Source organism: Nocardiopsis sp. N85, from assembly GCF_028882275.1.
In the GTDB taxonomy this organism is placed as follows: Bacteria; Actinomycetota; Actinomycetes; order Streptosporangiales; family Streptosporangiaceae; genus Nocardiopsis; species Nocardiopsis lambiniae.
Genome location: NZ_JARBUT010000032.1, coordinates 28,535 through 42,620, shown reverse-complemented (window position 1 = coordinate 42,620; position 14,086 = coordinate 28,535). Strand labels below are relative to the sequence as shown.

Annotated in this window: 15 protein-coding genes; 8 read left to right on the top strand and 7 right to left on the bottom strand. The window is 72.3% G+C overall.

Translation table 11 applies throughout. The annotated features are described in order from the left end of the window. Positions 1–240 precede the first annotated feature (240 nt). Entirely contained in the window at positions 241–1,047 is an 807-nt protein-coding gene (locus PWG71_RS28105) for a cyclase family protein (protein ID WP_274813090.1), read from the bottom strand. Between the two features lie 212 nt (positions 1,048–1,259). Here PWG71_RS28105 and PWG71_RS28100 point away from each other — a divergent pair, with 212 nt between their 5' ends. The 5 genes from PWG71_RS28100 (at position 1,260) to PWG71_RS28080 (ending at position 7,106) form a co-directional block, all read left to right on the top strand. Beyond that, positions 1,260–2,942 (top strand): glycoside hydrolase family 13 protein, encoded by a 1,683-nt coding sequence (locus PWG71_RS28100; RefSeq protein WP_274813089.1) that lies wholly within the window; start codon positions 1,260–1,262, stop codon positions 2,940–2,942. Positions 2,943–3,182: 240 nt separating this feature from the next. Next, positions 3,183–4,214: an iron-siderophore ABC transporter substrate-binding protein gene (locus PWG71_RS28095; protein WP_274813088.1), complete on the top strand. Its 1,032-nt coding sequence runs from the start codon at positions 3,183–3,185 to the stop codon at positions 4,212–4,214. A gap of 71 nt (positions 4,215–4,285) precedes the next feature. Beyond that, the gene (locus PWG71_RS28090; RefSeq protein ID WP_274813095.1) at positions 4,286–5,251 is read left to right on the top strand and encodes a FecCD family ABC transporter permease; all 966 of its coding nucleotides are present in this window, start codon (positions 4,286–4,288) and stop codon (positions 5,249–5,251) included. Positions 5,252–5,307: 56 nt separating this feature from the next. After that, complete coding sequence (locus PWG71_RS28085; protein WP_342456014.1) at positions 5,308–6,327, top strand: FecCD family ABC transporter permease; 1,020 nt, start codon at positions 5,308–5,310, stop codon at positions 6,325–6,327. After that, positions 6,324–7,106: an ABC transporter ATP-binding protein gene (locus PWG71_RS28080; protein WP_446725111.1), complete on the top strand. Its 783-nt coding sequence runs from the start codon at positions 6,324–6,326 to the stop codon at positions 7,104–7,106. Before PWG71_RS28085 ends, PWG71_RS28080 begins: the two co-directional genes overlap by 4 nt. A gap of 15 nt (positions 7,107–7,121) precedes the next feature. Here PWG71_RS28080 and PWG71_RS28075 read toward each other — a convergent pair whose 3' ends face one another. Both PWG71_RS28075 and PWG71_RS28070 read right to left on the bottom strand, forming a co-directional pair. Further along, positions 7,122–7,631 (bottom strand): GbsR/MarR family transcriptional regulator, encoded by a 510-nt coding sequence (locus PWG71_RS28075; protein WP_274813084.1) that lies wholly within the window; start codon positions 7,629–7,631, stop codon positions 7,122–7,124. Positions 7,632–7,641: 10 nt separating this feature from the next. After that, positions 7,642–8,259, bottom strand: a complete 618-nt coding sequence (locus PWG71_RS28070) for a TetR/AcrR family transcriptional regulator (protein ID WP_274813083.1) — start codon at positions 8,257–8,259, stop codon at positions 7,642–7,644. Positions 8,260–8,341: 82 nt separating this feature from the next. Between PWG71_RS28070 and PWG71_RS28065 the strand changes: the two genes are divergently transcribed. The 3 genes from PWG71_RS28065 to PWG71_RS28050 all read left to right on the top strand — a co-directional run bounded on the left by PWG71_RS28065 (position 8,342) and on the right by PWG71_RS28050 (position 10,274). Beyond that, positions 8,342–8,758, top strand: a complete 417-nt coding sequence (locus PWG71_RS28065; RefSeq protein ID WP_274813082.1) for a VOC family protein — start codon at positions 8,342–8,344, stop codon at positions 8,756–8,758. A gap of 56 nt (positions 8,759–8,814) precedes the next feature. Beyond that, positions 8,815–9,546 (top strand): VOC family protein, encoded by a 732-nt coding sequence (locus PWG71_RS28725; protein WP_342456012.1) that lies wholly within the window; start codon positions 8,815–8,817, stop codon positions 9,544–9,546. A gap of 107 nt (positions 9,547–9,653) precedes the next feature. Continuing rightward, entirely contained in the window at positions 9,654–10,274 is a 621-nt protein-coding gene (locus PWG71_RS28050) for a TetR/AcrR family transcriptional regulator (RefSeq protein WP_274813081.1), read from the top strand. Positions 10,275–10,332: 58 nt separating this feature from the next. Here PWG71_RS28050 and PWG71_RS28045 read toward each other — a convergent pair whose 3' ends face one another. From PWG71_RS28045 to PWG71_RS28030, 4 genes are read right to left on the bottom strand one after another with little or no spacing between them, the layout of a single operon-like run. Next, positions 10,333–11,544 carry an acyl-CoA dehydrogenase family protein gene (locus PWG71_RS28045; RefSeq protein ID WP_274813080.1) on the bottom strand — a complete coding sequence of 404 codons (1,212 nt, stop codon included), beginning with the start codon at positions 11,542–11,544 and terminating at the stop codon, positions 10,333–10,335. Beyond that, complete coding sequence (locus PWG71_RS28040; RefSeq protein ID WP_274813078.1) at positions 11,544–12,551, bottom strand: phosphotransferase family protein; 1,008 nt, start codon at positions 12,549–12,551, stop codon at positions 11,544–11,546. The genes PWG71_RS28045 and PWG71_RS28040 overlap by 1 nt, the downstream gene beginning before the upstream one ends. Continuing rightward, the gene (locus tag PWG71_RS28035; protein ID WP_274813076.1) at positions 12,544–13,329 is read right to left on the bottom strand and encodes an SDR family oxidoreductase; all 786 of its coding nucleotides are present in this window, start codon (positions 13,327–13,329) and stop codon (positions 12,544–12,546) included. Before PWG71_RS28035 ends, PWG71_RS28040 begins: the two co-directional genes overlap by 8 nt. Next, positions 13,329–14,084, bottom strand: a complete 756-nt coding sequence (locus PWG71_RS28030; protein ID WP_274813075.1) for an SDR family oxidoreductase — start codon at positions 14,082–14,084, stop codon at positions 13,329–13,331. Before PWG71_RS28030 ends, PWG71_RS28035 begins: the two co-directional genes overlap by 1 nt. Positions 14,085–14,086: the final 2 nt, after the last annotated feature.

Here is a 14,086-nt window from a genome sequence, read left to right as displayed (position 1 = left end):
TCATCGCGCGGGAGACGGTGATCGACAACGTCAATCCCACGATCGTGCCCCGCGCCCAGATCGAGCCCGAACCCCGGCGCAAGTCCGCCTGACCGAGGACACGGCCCCGTCACCATCCCTTTCGCCTGGTTCTCGTCCGTGTTCTCGGCGACTTCTCACCGACGACGCCACCATCGTGCCGCTGGAGTGGACCCCCGCCGGGCCCGGCGTGTACCGGGCCCGGCGGGGGCAGGCGCCCCCTCACCACAGGGCCAGGACCCGGGCGGGCCCACCGGAGGCGTCGGCGCCCGGCAGCACACCGATGGTGAGCAGGGCGCCGACCGGCGGCAGCCGGTCCAGCCCCCGCAGCGCCTCCAGCCCCCACCGGTCGGCCCGGCCCACCACCTCGTGCGCGGCGAAGTCCGTGGACACGGCCGGGTCGGTGCTGAGCGTGTCCACGCCCACTCCGGCGATCCCCCGACGGGAGATCAGGAACGCACAGGCCTCCGCCGAGAACCCGGGGAAGTGCCACGACCCGTCGTCGGCCACACCGCGCACCGCCGCGTCGCCCCGCTCCCAGCGGGCGCTCCACCCCGACCGCATGAGCACCGCCGCGCCCTCGGGGATCCGCCCGTGCACGCGTTCGAAGGCCAGGACGTCGTCCACCGTCACCGCGGTGTCGGGGTCCTCGGCGGTCCGGGCGGACACGTCGATCACCGCCGCCGGGGCCACCAGCTCCTCCGGCCGGATGTCGGGCACCATGCGGCCGCCGCCGATCACGTGTCCGGGCGCGTCCAGGTGGGTGCCGGTGTGCTCGCTGAACGTCCACCGCTGCACGTAGAACCCGAAGTCACCGTCGGGGGCCGGCTCGGCCAGCGTCTCCCGGTGCGGTTTCTCGTCGTCCCACCCCGGCAGCGACGGCCCGATCACGTGGCTGAGATCGACCACCCTCCGGTACCCGAGCGGCCACGACGGTGCCGGCCCCCCGGTGCCGGCCCGGTCGTCACCGGTCACGACCGTGCCCTCCGTCCGGGCCCGGACGGTCTCCCCGGTTCCGTTCAGACACATGCGCCGCTCCTCGCCTTCGCTTCCCTGCGATATGCCCGACCCGCGGGCGGCGCCAACCTATCGGCCCCCACGCCGGAGGAGGGACCGGGGCGGACGGATCCGCCGACCGGGGGACGACGTCGGCCCCCACGGACCGCGTACGGGGTTCGGCGGGGAGCGCGGCGGGGGAGGAAGCACTGCGGTGGTCCCTGCGAACGACCGGAGGTCCCTCGATGTCCCAGCCGAACGACGACGCGTGGTGGAAGTCCGCCGTCGTGTACCAGATCTATCCGAGCAGTTTCAAGGACGGGGACGGTGACGGCTTCGGCGACCTGTCCGGGATCATCGAGAAGCTCGACCACCTGCACACCCTCGGGGTGGACGTGGTGTGGCTGTCGCCCGTGTACCCCTCACCGTGGGACGACAACGGCTACGACATCAGCGACTACCGGGACATCCATCCCCGGTTCGGCACCCTGGACGACTGGGACCGGCTGCGCGAGGGGCTGCACGCGCGCGGGATGCGGCTGATCATGGACCTGGTGGTCAACCACACCAGCGACGAGCACCCCTGGTTCGTCGGATCACGGTCCTCGAAGGACTCCCCCCACCGTGACTTCTATTTCTGGCGACCCGGCCGCGACGGCGCTCCGCCCAACAACTGGGGCTCGGTGTTCTCCGGTCCGGCCTGGACCCGGGACGAGACCACCGGGGAGTACTTCCTCCACCTGTTCACCCGCCGTCAGCCCGACCTGAACTGGGAGAACCCGCGGGTGCGCCGGGAGGTGCACGACATCGCCCGGTGGTGGCTGGACCGGGGCGCCGACGGGTTCCGGATGGACGTGATCAACTTCGTGTCCAAGACCCCCGAGATGCCCGACGGGCCCTCGCCCGTCGACGGCGGGTACGGGCTGTTCGCCGAGTACTCCATCAACGGTCCCCGGCTGCACGAGTTCCTGCGCGAACTCCACGAGGCGGCCTTCGCCGGGCGGGACGTGCTCACCGTGGGGGAGATGCCCGGGGTGGGGGTGGAACAGGCCCGTGAGCACACCGACCCGGCCAACGGGGAGGTGTCCATGGTGTTCCAGTTCGAGCACGTGGACCTGGACCACGGTCCCGGCGGCAAGTTCGATCCCGTCCCGCTGGACCTGCGCCGCCTCAAGGCCTCCCTGGACCGCTGGCAGCTCGGGCTGGCCGAGCGGGGGTGGAACAGCCTGTACTGGAACAACCACGACCAGCCGCGGGCGGTGTCCCGGTTCGGCGACGACGGTGAGCACCGGGTGGCCTCGGCCAAGACCCTGGCCACCACGCTGCACATGATGAAGGGGACCCCCTACGTCTACCAGGGCGAGGAACTGGGGATGGCCAACGCCCACTTCGCCGACATCTCCTCCTACCGCGACGTGGAGACCCTCAACCATCACCGGGAGGCGCTGGCCGCCGGACACGACGAGGCGCGGGTGATGGCCGGGATCGCCCGGATGAGCCGGGACAACGCGCGCACCCCGATGCAGTGGGACGCCTCGCCCCACGCCGGGTTCACCACCGGCACCCCGTGGATCGCGGTCAACCCGGACCACACGGAGATCAACGCCGAGGCCGCCCTGGCCGACCCCGACTCGGTGTTCCACCACTACCGACGGCTCATCGCGCTGCGCAAGGAGCACCCGGTGATCGTGCACGGGACCTACACCCCGCTGTCGCCCGACCACCCGTCCGTGTACGCCTACACCCGCGCGCTCGACGGCACGGTGCTGACGGTGATCGCCAACTGGAGCGCCGACACGGTCGAGGTGGACCTGGACCCGGCCGTCGCCGGTCCCGCTCCCGAACCCCTGATCGGCACCCATCCCGACCCCGAGGAGCCCTTCGCCCCCCTGCGCCCGTGGGAGTCCCGGGTCCATCTGTCCCGGTGAGCGAGGCGGTCCGAGGGGACGTGACGCGCCGCTCACCTCGGGTGACCTGCGAGGGCTTTCCCCGATGTGATTTCAACTTTTTTGAAATACGGATCAAGTGAGGTTAGACTAACCTTCGTTCCGCCGGGATCATCCCGTTCCGTCCCTCCGCGCAACCCCCGGGGTCCCCCGACCCATGCGCGGTGACCGGCCCGCCCGTCCGCGACGTGGCCGATCCTCACGAAGAAAGCTCTTGCTCACATGGACTCCACCCTTCGCCGTGTCGGCGGTATCGGAATCACGGCCCTGCTGACCCTGGGGCTCGTCGCCTGCGGCGACACCGCGGGGGAGGAGACCCCCGCGGCCGGTGGCCCGGCCGATGGGACCTTCCCCGTCAGCGTCGAGAGCGCCCTCGGGACCGCCGAGATCCCCGAGAGGCCCGAGCGGATCGTCACCCTCGGCCAGGGTTCCGCCGAGACCGCGATCGCCCTGGGCACCGTCCCCGTCGGCGTCGAGAACTACGAGTGGGGCAGCGACGACACCGGCTACCTCCCCTGGGTCCACGAGGCCGTCACCGAGGCCGGCGCCGAACTGCCCGTTCGCTTCGCCGGCGCCGAGGACATCGACTTCGAGGCCATCATCGAGCTGGAGCCCGACGTCATCCTCGCCCCCTGGTCCGGCGTCACCCAGGAGCAGTACGACGTCCTCAGCGACATCGCCCCCACGGTCGCCTACCCCGACCTGCCGTGGAGCACCGACTGGGACCAGCAGATCGAGATCATCGGCCAGGCCCTGGGCCGGCCGGAGGAGGCCCAGGGCCTCATCGACGAGATCGAGGGGCGCTTCGAGGAGGCCGCCGCCGAACACCCCGAGTTCGCGGACCTGACCTTCTCCTACATCTACAACACCGGCCCCGGCACCCTCGGCGTCTTCATGCCCGACGAGCAGCGCGTCGCCATGGTCCGCGCCCTGGGCCTCCAGGTCGACCCGGTCGTCGAGACCTTCCCCGAGACCGAGGGCACCGACTCCGCCGTCATCGGCCTGGAGAACGCCGACGAGCTCGCCGACAGCGACCTGATCTTCACCTTCTACAGCAGCCCCGAGAACCGCGACGAGATCGAGGCCCAGGACCTGTACCAGGCCATCCCGGCCATCGAGCGCGGCTCCGTCGTCGCCCCCGAGGACCAGCCCTTCGTCACCGGGTCCTCCATCATCAACCCGCTCACCGTCCCGTGGGCGCTGGAGCGCTACGTGCCCCTCATCGAAGAGGCCGCCGCGAAGCTCGACGACTGATCATCCCCGGTAAGGCGACCGTGAAGACACGCACGACGCCGCCCCGGGCCAGGCCCGCCCGCGCCCTGCTCATGCTCGGCGCGGGTGTCGCCGCGTTGGCCGGGGCGGTCCTGCTCAGCCTCGTCGCGGGCGGCAAGCCCACCCCGCCCCCGGAAGTGTGGCGGGTGTTCACCGGCGAGGCCGACCCCTACATCGTCACCGTGGTGGAGAGCCGCGTCCCCCGCACCGTCCTCGGCGTCATCGTCGGCGCGGCCCTGGCCCTGTCCGGCACCCTCATGCAGGGCATCACCCGCAACCCCCTGGCCGACCCGGGGCTGCTCGGCGTCAACGCCGGCGCGGCCGCCGGCGTGGTCACCGCCACCGCCCTGTTCGGCGCCACCTCGGTCACCGCCACCGTGTGGTGGGCGCTGCCCGGCGCCCTGTTGGCCGGGCTGGCCGCGTACAGCGTCGGCACCCGCGGCGGCGACGCGGGGCTGGTCCGCCTGGTCCTGGCCGGGGCGGTGGTCTCCGCCGTGCTCATGGCCTACGTCCAGGCGATCGCGTTGAGCATGCCCGACACCTTCGACAGTTACCGCTACTGGGTGGTCGGCTCCCTGGCCGGCCGGGGCTTCGACGTCATCGGCTCGGTCCTGCCCGTCATCGGCGTCGGGGTCCTGCTCGCCCTGATCACCATGGGCGGCCTCAACGCCCTGGCCCTGGGGGAGGAGGCGGCCACGGCCACCGGTGCCGACACCACGTGGACCCGCGCGGCCGGACTGGTCGCGGGCGTCCTGCTCGCCGCCGGGGCCACCGCCGCGGCCGGGCCCATCGCGTTCGTCGGCCTGGCCGTCCCGCACGTGGTGCGCGCCCTGGTCGGTGTCGACTTCCGCGTTCAGGTGCCGTTCGCGCTGTTGGTCGGCCCCACCCTGCTGCTCCTCGCCGACGTGGTGGGACGCACGGCGGTGCGGCCCATCGAGCTCATGGTCGGCGTGGTCACCGCGTTCGTCGGCGCTCCCGTGCTGTTGTACGCGGTCCGGAAGATGCGGACCACATCGTGAACCGAACCCTCGTCGAACCCGCCCTCGGCGCACCCGCGCCCACCCGCCGTGACCCCGTGGTGCGGCTGGGCCGGACGGTCGCCCTGCCCGTCCACCCCCGTTCCGTCCTCTGGTGCCTGCTGCTCCTGCTCGTCGTGCTCGGCGTCGCGGTCGCCACCCTCTCCCTGGGGCGGCTGGGCATCCCGTTGCCGCGCATCCCCGTCGTCGTCTCCGGTGGGGGAGAGGGAACCGAGGCGTTCGTGTTCGAGCGCCTGCGCGGCCCCCGACTGGCCGTCGCCCTGGGCACCGGGGCCGCACTGGGCCTGTCCGGGGCGCTCTTCCAGTCGGTCACCCGCAACCCGCTGGGCAGCCCCGACGTCATCGGGCTCGGTGCGGGCGCCGGTGCCGGAGCGGCCTGTGCCGCCCTGCTGATGCCCGGGATCGTCCCCGCCCCCGTGGGGGCCCTTCTCGGCGCCACCCTGGCCATGGTCGTCGTCGCGAGCGTCACCGGGACCGGGCTGCGCCACCCCGGACGGCTCATCGTCGCCGGTATCGGCGTGGCCGCCATGGCCCAGGCCTTCACCCACTTCGTCGTGTCCGTGATGGCCCGCGACCAGGCGAGCGTGCTGTCGGCCTACATCAACGGCAGTCTGGGCGCCCGCGATTGGGGCCACGCCGCGATCATCTGGGGGGCGGTCCTGCTCTCGGTGCCGCTGCTGATGTTCCTGGCCGGGCCGATCGCCGTCAACGAGATGGGCGACGAACTCTCCGACGCCCTGGGCGCCTCCGCCGGCCGCACCCGTACCCTGGCCATCGGCCTGTCGGTGGTGCTGTCGGCGGCGGCCGTCGCGGTGGCGGGGCCGATCGCGTTCGTGGCGCTGACCGCCCCCCAGATCGCCCGCCGGCTCAGCCGGGCGCCCGGGCCCAACCTGGTCCTGTCGGCGATCACGGGGGCCCTCGTCCTGGCCGCCGCCGATCTGGCCGTCCAGCGCTCGCCCATCGGGGACGGCCTGCCCGTCGGTCTGTTCACCATGGCCCTGGGCGGCGTCTACCTGGGATGTCTGCTCATCCGCGAATGGCGAAAGGGAGTCCTGTGAACCCGGTACTGTCCGCCGAGGGCCTCACCCTGGGTTACGGGGCCGAGCCGGTCGTGCGCGACCTGGACCTGAACGTCGCCGAGGGCGAGTTCACGGTCATCGTCGGCCCCAACGGATGCGGCAAGTCCACCCTGCTCAAGGCGCTGGGGCGGATCAACAGGCCGGTCTCGGGCCGGGTGCTGCTGCGCGGCGCCGACATCCGCGCCCAGCGGGCCAAGGCGGTCGCCCGCCGGCTGGCGATGCTGCCGCAGAGCCCCATCGCCCCGGAGGGCATCACCGTGCGCGGTCTGGCCGCCCGGGGCCGTTTCCCGCACCACACCCTGCTGCGCCAGTGGAGCCCGGCCGACGACGAGGCCATCGATCGCGCCCTGGAACTGACCGGACTGAGCGACCTGGCCGACTCCCAGGTGGGATCGCTGTCGGGCGGTCAGCGCCAGCGGGCGTGGGTGGCGATGGTCCTGGCCCAGGACACCGATGTGCTGCTGCTCGACGAGCCCACCACCTACCTGGACATCGCCCACCAGTACGACCTGCTGGAACTGTTCGCCGACCTGCACCGGCGCGGTCGCACGATCGTGGCGGTCCTGCACGACCTGGCCCAGGCCGCCCGGTTCGCCACCCGCCTGGTGCTCATGCACCGGGGCGAGGTGGTCGCCGACGGCCTACCGGAGGAGGTCATCACGGCCCACCGGGTGGAGGAGGTGTTCGGGCTGCCCTGCGACGTCGTGCCCGACCCGCGTACCCGTACCCCGCTGGTCATCCCGCACGAGCGGACCTGACCGGCGACGACGGGCTCAGGGCCCGTCCGGGCGCGTGTCCCGGGCGGCCTTGTACTCCTCCCACCGGGCCAGGAGCGCGTCGTGGTGGTCGTCCATCCAGGTCATGTAGTCGTGCATGTTGCGCAGTCGGGCGCGGGCCGACGCGCCCAGCCCCGGAAGGAGCCTCAGGGCGTCGGCCGCCAGTCCCTTCTGCCGCTGGAGGTAGGCGCGCTCGTTGCGCAGGAACCCGCCCCACACGTCCTCGTCCACGGTGACGCGGCGGGTGCGCTCGCCCGGTGTCTCGACGAGGTCGACGAACCCGGACTTGCGCAGGCGGCGCACCGCCTGTGACACCGAGCCGCGGCTGACGCCGGCCCCCTCGGCGATCTGTTCCGCGCTGACCGCCTCGGCGTCGGCCACCAGCAGGTAGCCCAGGATCCGCCCTTCGGAGCGGGGGCCTCCCTGCGCGTGCCAGTGCTCCGCGAAGCGTCGGACGAAATCCTCCCGGAACCCCTGCTCCGCCTCGTTGTCCAGTTCTTCCGGCATGGAGACGACCTTATCGGTCATCGTTCCGATCCCGGTCCGTGCGCAGCGATTCCAGCATGCGCGACAGCGCCGCCCACACCTGGTCCAGATCGTCGGGGCCGGTCCGGCCGGCCAGCCACAGCGCGGCCTCGTTCATCGCGCCCGAGAGCAGGTGGGCCACGGGCTCGACCGGCCGGGGCGGCAGGACGCCGGCGGCGACCAGGTCGGTCAGCGCCTCGGTGAGGTGGCGGACCGAGTTCGCCTCGTCCATCTCCCGCCAGGTGCTCCAGCCCAGCACGGCCGGGCCGTCCACGAGCATGATCCGTCGTACGTCGGGGGCGGTGGCGGCGACGAGGAAGGCCCGGCAGCCGGCGGTCAGCCGTTCCCAGGGCGCGGACACGGCGTCGGCGGCCCCGGCCACCTCGTCCGCGACCTCCGCCTGCACCTCTTCCAGGACCGCCCGGAACAGGTCGGGTTTGCCGTCGAAGTGGTGGTAGAGCGCGCCCTTGGTGACCTTCGCCGCCGTGACGACCCCGTTGAGGCCCACCTCCGCGTAGCCGTGTTCGGCGAACAGACGGCGGCCCTCGCGCAGCAGGGTGCGGCGGGTCCGTTCGCGCTGTCGGGCGCGGATCCCGGTGGCCTCGGGCATGGTGGGTCCCTCCGATCTTTGACATACCAGCGGTACGCGAATAGTCTAGTTCGCATACCCAAGGTATGTGAAAGGAGTCATCATGAGGCTGAGCTCGTTCTATCCGGTCCTGGGCGCCACCCGCCTCCGGGAGGCCCGCGACTTCTACGTCACCTGGTTCGACTTCGAGGAGACCTTCGCCGCCGACTGGTACGTCAGTCTCCGTCGCCCCGGCCCGCCCGACGCCGAGCTGGCCCTGCTGGACCCGACCCACCCCACCGTCCCCGAGGGCTTTCGCGAGCCCGCCCGGGGGATCCTGCTCAACTTCGAGGTGGAGGACGTGGACGCCGAGTGGGAGCGTCTGGTGGTGCGCGGCGGGCTGCGCCCCGAACTGGAGATCCGCACCGAGGCCTTCGGGCAGCGGCACTTCATCGTGGCCGACCCGAACGGCGTCCTCGTGGACGTCATCACCGAGATCCCGCCCGGCGAGGAGTACGCCGAGAACTTCCTGGAGCGGTGAACCCGGCCCGCCCCGCCTACGCTGGTGTCATCTCTGATCCCCCTGGAGGCGACACCATGGCCCTGACCCTGGAACAGGCCTCGGAGCTGGCGGCGCGGGCACACGCCGGACAGGTCGACAAGATCGGCCGCCCCTACGTCGAGCACGTCTTCGCGGTCCGCGACCTGCTCGCCGACCGCGGCGAGCACGCGCGGATCGCGGGCGTCCTGCACGACGTGCTGGAGGACACCGACCTCACCGCCGACGACCTGCGCGCCCACGGCTGCCCCGAGGAGGTCGTGCGCGCCGTGCTCGCGGTCAGCCGCCGCCCCGACGAGACCTACGACGACCTCATCGCGAGGGCCGCCGCCGACCCCCTGGGCCGCCTGGTCAAGCTGGCCGACAACGCCCACAACTCCGACGAGGCGCGACTGGCGGCCCTGCCCGCCGAGCAGGCGGCGCGGCTGCGCGCCAAGTACGCCCGCGCCCGCGCCGTCCTGGAGGGCGCCGAGGTGCGGACGACGTTCGTCGTGGTCTACACTCCGCGCCTGGAGGAGTGCCGCGCCTTCTACGAGGGGCTGGGGCTGCGGTTCGTCCGCGAGCGTCACGGCTCCGGACCCGAGCACCACGCGGCGACCCTGGCCGGCGGACTGGTGCTGGAGCTGTACCCCGCCACGGAGAAGCGGCTCACCGGAGGACTGCGGCTGGGTCTCACGGTGCCGGGAGACCGGACCCGCCCGCCTTCGGAGCCGGGCCGGTACACCTTCACCGACCCCGACGGCCGCCCGGTCGACGTGCTGGTGGAGTGATCCGGACGACCTTCGGTGCACGTGCATCGATACCAGCCGGTCGGTATGCTGGACCGGGCGCGCGGTCGGGGAACCGCCGGTCACGGGGCTACGAGGTGAGGCGGAACATGGCGATGGCACGGCACACGGCCGAGGCGGGCACCGGACGCGGATCGGTGCCCGAACGTCTGCTGGGCGCCGCGACCCGCCTGTTCGCGGAACGCGGCTACGAGGGCACCTCCGTCCAGGAGATCGTGTCCGCCGCCGGCGTCACCAAGGGCGCCATGTACCACTACTTCGGCTCCAAGGACGACCTCCTCTACGAGGTCTACGCCCGGGTCCTGCGCATGCAGACCGAGCACCTGGTGCGCATCTCCGAACAGGACGCCCCCGTCGCCGAACGGGTGCGCGCCGCCGCGGCCGACGTCATCGTCACCAGCGTCGCCAACCTCGACGACACCGTCATCTTCTTCCGCTCCATGCACCAGCTCAGCGAGGACAAACAGCGTGAGGTGCGCCGTGAGCGCCGTCGCTATCACGAGATCTTCCGGGGCATGGTCCTGGAGGGCCAGGGCGAGGGCGTCTTCCGCGACGACGTCTCCGCCGACCTGGTGGTCAACTACTTCTTCGGCTCGGTCCACCATCTGAGCACCTGGTACCACCCCGGTGGTCAGCTCACCGGCGAGGACGTCGGCCGGCACTTCGCCGACCTGCTCGTCGCCGGGCTGGGCCCCGCGAACGGCGGGTGACCCGGACGCGACGAAGGGCCGGGGACGGTTCACGCGCCCCGGCCCTTCGTCGCGTCGGTCAGGCGTACTTGCGCAGCTCGGCGCGGCCCAGCGAACGCAGGTGCACCTCGTCGGGGCCGTCGGCCAGGCGCAGCGAGCGCGCCCCGGCCAGCCATCCAGCCAGCGGCAGGTCCTGGCTCACCCCGGCGGCGCCGTGCGCCTGGATGGCCCGGTCCAGGATCCGCTCCACCGTGCGCGGGGTGGCGATCTTGATCGCCTGGATCTCGGTGTGCGCGCCCTTGTTGCCCACCGTGTCCATCAGCCACGCGGTCTTGAGCACCAGCAGCCGCAGCTGCTCGATCTCCACCCGCGACTCGGCGATCCACTCGCGCACCACGCCCTGCTCGGCCAGCGGCCGACCGAACGCCGTGCGGTCCAACACCCGACGGCAGGTCAGTTCCAGGGCCCGCTCGGCCATGCCGATCATCCGCATGCAGTGGTGGATCCGGCCCGGCCCCAGCCGCGCCTGGGCGATCGCGAACCCCTCGCCCTCACCGCCGACGAGGTTCTCGGCCGGTACCCGCACGTCCTCGAAGACCACCTCGGCGTGGCCGCCGTGGTCGCCGTCGGTGTAGCCGTACACCGACATGCCGCGCGCGACCGTCAGCCCCGGGGTGTCGCGCGGGACCAGCACCATGCTCTGCTGCCGGTGCCGGTCGGCGTCCGGGTCGGTCTTGCCCATGACGATGAAGATCGAGCACTCGGGGTTGAGCGCACCGGTGATGAACCACTTGCGCCCGTTGATGACGTACTCGTCGCCGTCGCGGACGATGCTCGTGCCGATGTTGGTGGCGTCGGAGGAGGCCACCGCGGGCTCGGTCATCGCGAACGCCGAACGGATCTCGGCGTTCAGCAGCGGTTCCAGCCACCGCTTCCTCTGCTCGGGGGTGCCGAACATCGTCAGCACCTCCATGTTCCCGGTGTCGGGGGCGGCGCAGTTGAGCGCGATCGGAGCCAGCCGGGAGCTGCGCCCGGTGATCTCGGCCAGGGGGGCGTAGGCCAGGTTGCTCAGTCCGCCGTGCTCGGGATGCCCGGCAAGGAACAGGTTCCACAGACCGCGTTCGCGGGCCTCGGCCTGGAGTTCGCGCACCACCGGGGCGGTCGACCACGGGTCCTCGCGTTCGGCCAGTTGTTTTTCGAGCACGGCCTCGGCCGGGTACACGTGCTCGTCCATGAAGGCCAGCAGCCGCTCGCGCAGCTCCTCGGTCTCCTTGTCATAGGCGAAATCCATCAGTCCTCCTTGAGCATGGCATGGGCGTTCGCCACCAGGGGGGCGACCACCTCGCCGATCCGGTCGAAGCCGGCGCCCACGGTCAGTCCCTGGGCGTGCCGGAAGTGGATGCCCTCGGCGATCACCGCGAGCTTGAAACAGCCGAGGGCCACGTACCAGCCCAGCCGGGACACGTCCCGGCCGGTGGAGCGGGCGTACATCGCCACCAGCTCCTCGGGGGAGGGGTAGCCCTCGGCGGTGGTGGCGGACCGCCCGTCCACGGGCTGCCTCTGGTAGACGAGCATCAGGCCGAGGTCGACCAGCGGGTCGCCGAGCGTGGCCATCTCCCAGTCCAGGACCGCGCCGATCTCGCCCTTGTCGGTGACCAGCACGTTGTCCAGCCGGTAGTCGCCGTGCACGATCGCCGGGGCGGACTGCTCGGGCAGGGTCCGGGCCAGCTTCTCGTGCAGCTCGTCGATGCCGGGGATGTCGCGGCTGCGGGAGGCGTCCAGTTGCTTGCGCCAGCGCCGCACCTGACGCTCCAGGAACCCCTCGGGGCGGCCGAAGTCGCCGAGGCCGACCTCCTCGGGGACCACCGCGTGCAGGTCGCCCAGCGTGGTGATGAGGGCCTCGGCGACCGCCCGGGTCCCCTCGGGGCCCAGCGGGGCGATCTGCTCCTCGGTGCGGATCGGGGTGCCCGCCACGTACTCCATGACGTAGAACGGGGCGCCCAGCACCTCGGCGTCCTCGCACAGCAGGTGGGTGCGCGGCACCGGGACGGCGGTGTCGCGCAGCGCCGTCATGACCCGGTACTCGCGGGCCATGTCGTGGGCGGTGGCCAGTACGTGACCCAGCGGCGGGCGGCGCACCACCCAGGAGCCGGTGCCGTCGGTGACGACGTAGGTGAGGTTGGACTTGCCGCCCGTGATCACCTCACCGCTCAACGGCCCGGCGGCCATGCCGGGGGCCACCCGGTCCAGGTGCGCGCGCAGCCGTTCGAGGTCCAGCCCGGGCAGTTCCTCACTCATGCGTTCCCTCGTTGTCGAACACCTTGGCCTGCAAGCGCCGCATCCCCGTCAACCAGCGGTCGGGGTCGGCGGCGCGGGCCGCGTAGAAGCCGGCGACCTGCGGGTGCGGCAGGATCAGGAAGCGGCCGTCGGCCAGTCCCTCCATGACCGCGTCGGCGACCTCCTCGGGGGTGATCGCGTCGCCGGCCAGGATCGCCTTGCCCTCGCGACCGCTCCCCTCCAGCAGGTTGGTGTGCACGCCCAGGGGGCACACGCACTGGACGGTGACGCCCCGGTCCCCGTAGGTGGCCGACATCCACTCGCCGAAGGCGAGGGCGGCGTGCTTGGTCACCGAGTACGGGGCGCTGCCCAGCATGGTGAGCAGTCCGGCCGCCGACACCGTGGTCACGAAGTTGCCCCGGCCGCGCTCCAGCCAGGCCGGGAGCAGTTCGCGGGCGGCGCGCACGTGCGCCATCACGTTGACCTGCCAGGCCAGGTCCCAGTCGGATTCGGGGGCCTCGGGGCCGCCGCCGACGCCCACACCGGCGTTGGCGACGTACAGGTCGATGCCGTTCAGGTGGGCGGCGGCCTCCGCGATCAGGGCGGTGACCCCGGCCTCGCTCGCGGCGTCGCCGGGGACGGCCACCCCGCCGATCTCGGCGGCGACGGCGGACGCCGCGTTCGCGTCGAGGTCGTTGACGACGACCCGCGCGCCGGCGGCGGCGAGCCGCCGGGCGATGGCCGCGCCGATGCCGTTGCCCGCGCCGGTGACCACGGCGCCGATTCCCGTCACATCCATCACACGCCTCCGGTCAGGGTGGTGCCGCCGTCGAGGACCAGGGTGCGTCCGGTGACCCAGGACGCGTCGTCGGAGAGCAGGAAGGCGACCGCGCCGGCGACGTCCTCGGGGGTGCCCAGACGGCCCAGCGGGTACTGGGCGGCGACCTTCTCCTCGCGGCCCTCGTAGAGGGCGGCGGCGAACTTCGTCTTGACGACGGCCGGCGCGACGCCGTTGACCCGCACGTCCGGGGCCAGCTCCAGGGCGAGTTCCTCGGTGATGTGGGTCAGCATGGCCTTGGTGGCGCCGTAGAAGCCGATACCCGGCGCGGGTTTGATCCCGGCGACGGAGGAGACGTTGACGATGGCGCCGCCGTGCTCGGCCATCCACGCCTTGTACGCCTTCTGTACCCAGGAGATCGCGGACAGGGCGTTGACCTCGACGATCTTGCGGGCGGCGTCGAGATCGAGGTCGACCATGCGGCCGTAGACCGGGTTGATGCCGGTGTTGTTGACGAACAGGTCGACACCGCCGAAGGCCTCCAGGGTGGCGGCGATGGCCGCGTCCTGGTGCTCGGGGTCGTCGCCGCCGCCGGCGACGCCGATGGCGTGCTCGGGGCCGCCCAGGGCCTCGACGGCCTCCTGGAGGGGATCGGGCCTGCGCGCGGTGATGCACACACGGGCCCCCTCGTCGACGAGTCGTCGGGCGATGGCCAGGCCGATGCCGCGGCTGGCACCGGTGACGATGGCGGTCCGGCCGCCGAACCGGGAAGTCATCA

Coding starts and splice junctions, on each gene's coding strand:
- PWG71_RS28105 (WP_274813090.1), bottom strand. CDS start 1,047: ATGTGTCTGAACGGAACCGGGGAGACCGTCCGGGCCCGGACGGAGGGC.
- PWG71_RS28100 (WP_274813089.1), top strand. CDS start 1,260: ATGTCCCAGCCGAACGACGACGCGTGGTGGAAGTCCGCCGTCGTGTAC.
- PWG71_RS28095 (WP_274813088.1), top strand. CDS start 3,183: ATGGACTCCACCCTTCGCCGTGTCGGCGGTATCGGAATCACGGCCCTG.
- PWG71_RS28090 (WP_274813095.1), top strand. CDS start 4,286: ATGCTCGGCGCGGGTGTCGCCGCGTTGGCCGGGGCGGTCCTGCTCAGC.
- PWG71_RS28075 (WP_274813084.1), bottom strand. CDS start 7,631: ATGCCGGAAGAACTGGACAACGAGGCGGAGCAGGGGTTCCGGGAGGAT.
- PWG71_RS28070 (WP_274813083.1), bottom strand. CDS start 8,259: ATGCCCGAGGCCACCGGGATCCGCGCCCGACAGCGCGAACGGACCCGC.
- PWG71_RS28065 (WP_274813082.1), top strand. CDS start 8,342: ATGAGGCTGAGCTCGTTCTATCCGGTCCTGGGCGCCACCCGCCTCCGG.
- PWG71_RS28725 (WP_342456012.1), top strand. CDS start 8,815: ATGGCCCTGACCCTGGAACAGGCCTCGGAGCTGGCGGCGCGGGCACAC.
- PWG71_RS28050 (WP_274813081.1), top strand. CDS start 9,654: ATGGCGATGGCACGGCACACGGCCGAGGCGGGCACCGGACGCGGATCG.
- PWG71_RS28045 (WP_274813080.1), bottom strand. CDS start 11,544: ATGGATTTCGCCTATGACAAGGAGACCGAGGAGCTGCGCGAGCGGCTG.
- PWG71_RS28040 (WP_274813078.1), bottom strand. CDS start 12,551: ATGAGTGAGGAACTGCCCGGGCTGGACCTCGAACGGCTGCGCGCGCAC.
- PWG71_RS28035 (WP_274813076.1), bottom strand. CDS start 13,329: ATGGATGTGACGGGAATCGGCGCCGTGGTCACCGGCGCGGGCAACGGC.
- PWG71_RS28030 (WP_274813075.1), bottom strand. CDS start 14,084: ATGACTTCCCGGTTCGGCGGCCGGACCGCCATCGTCACCGGTGCCAGC.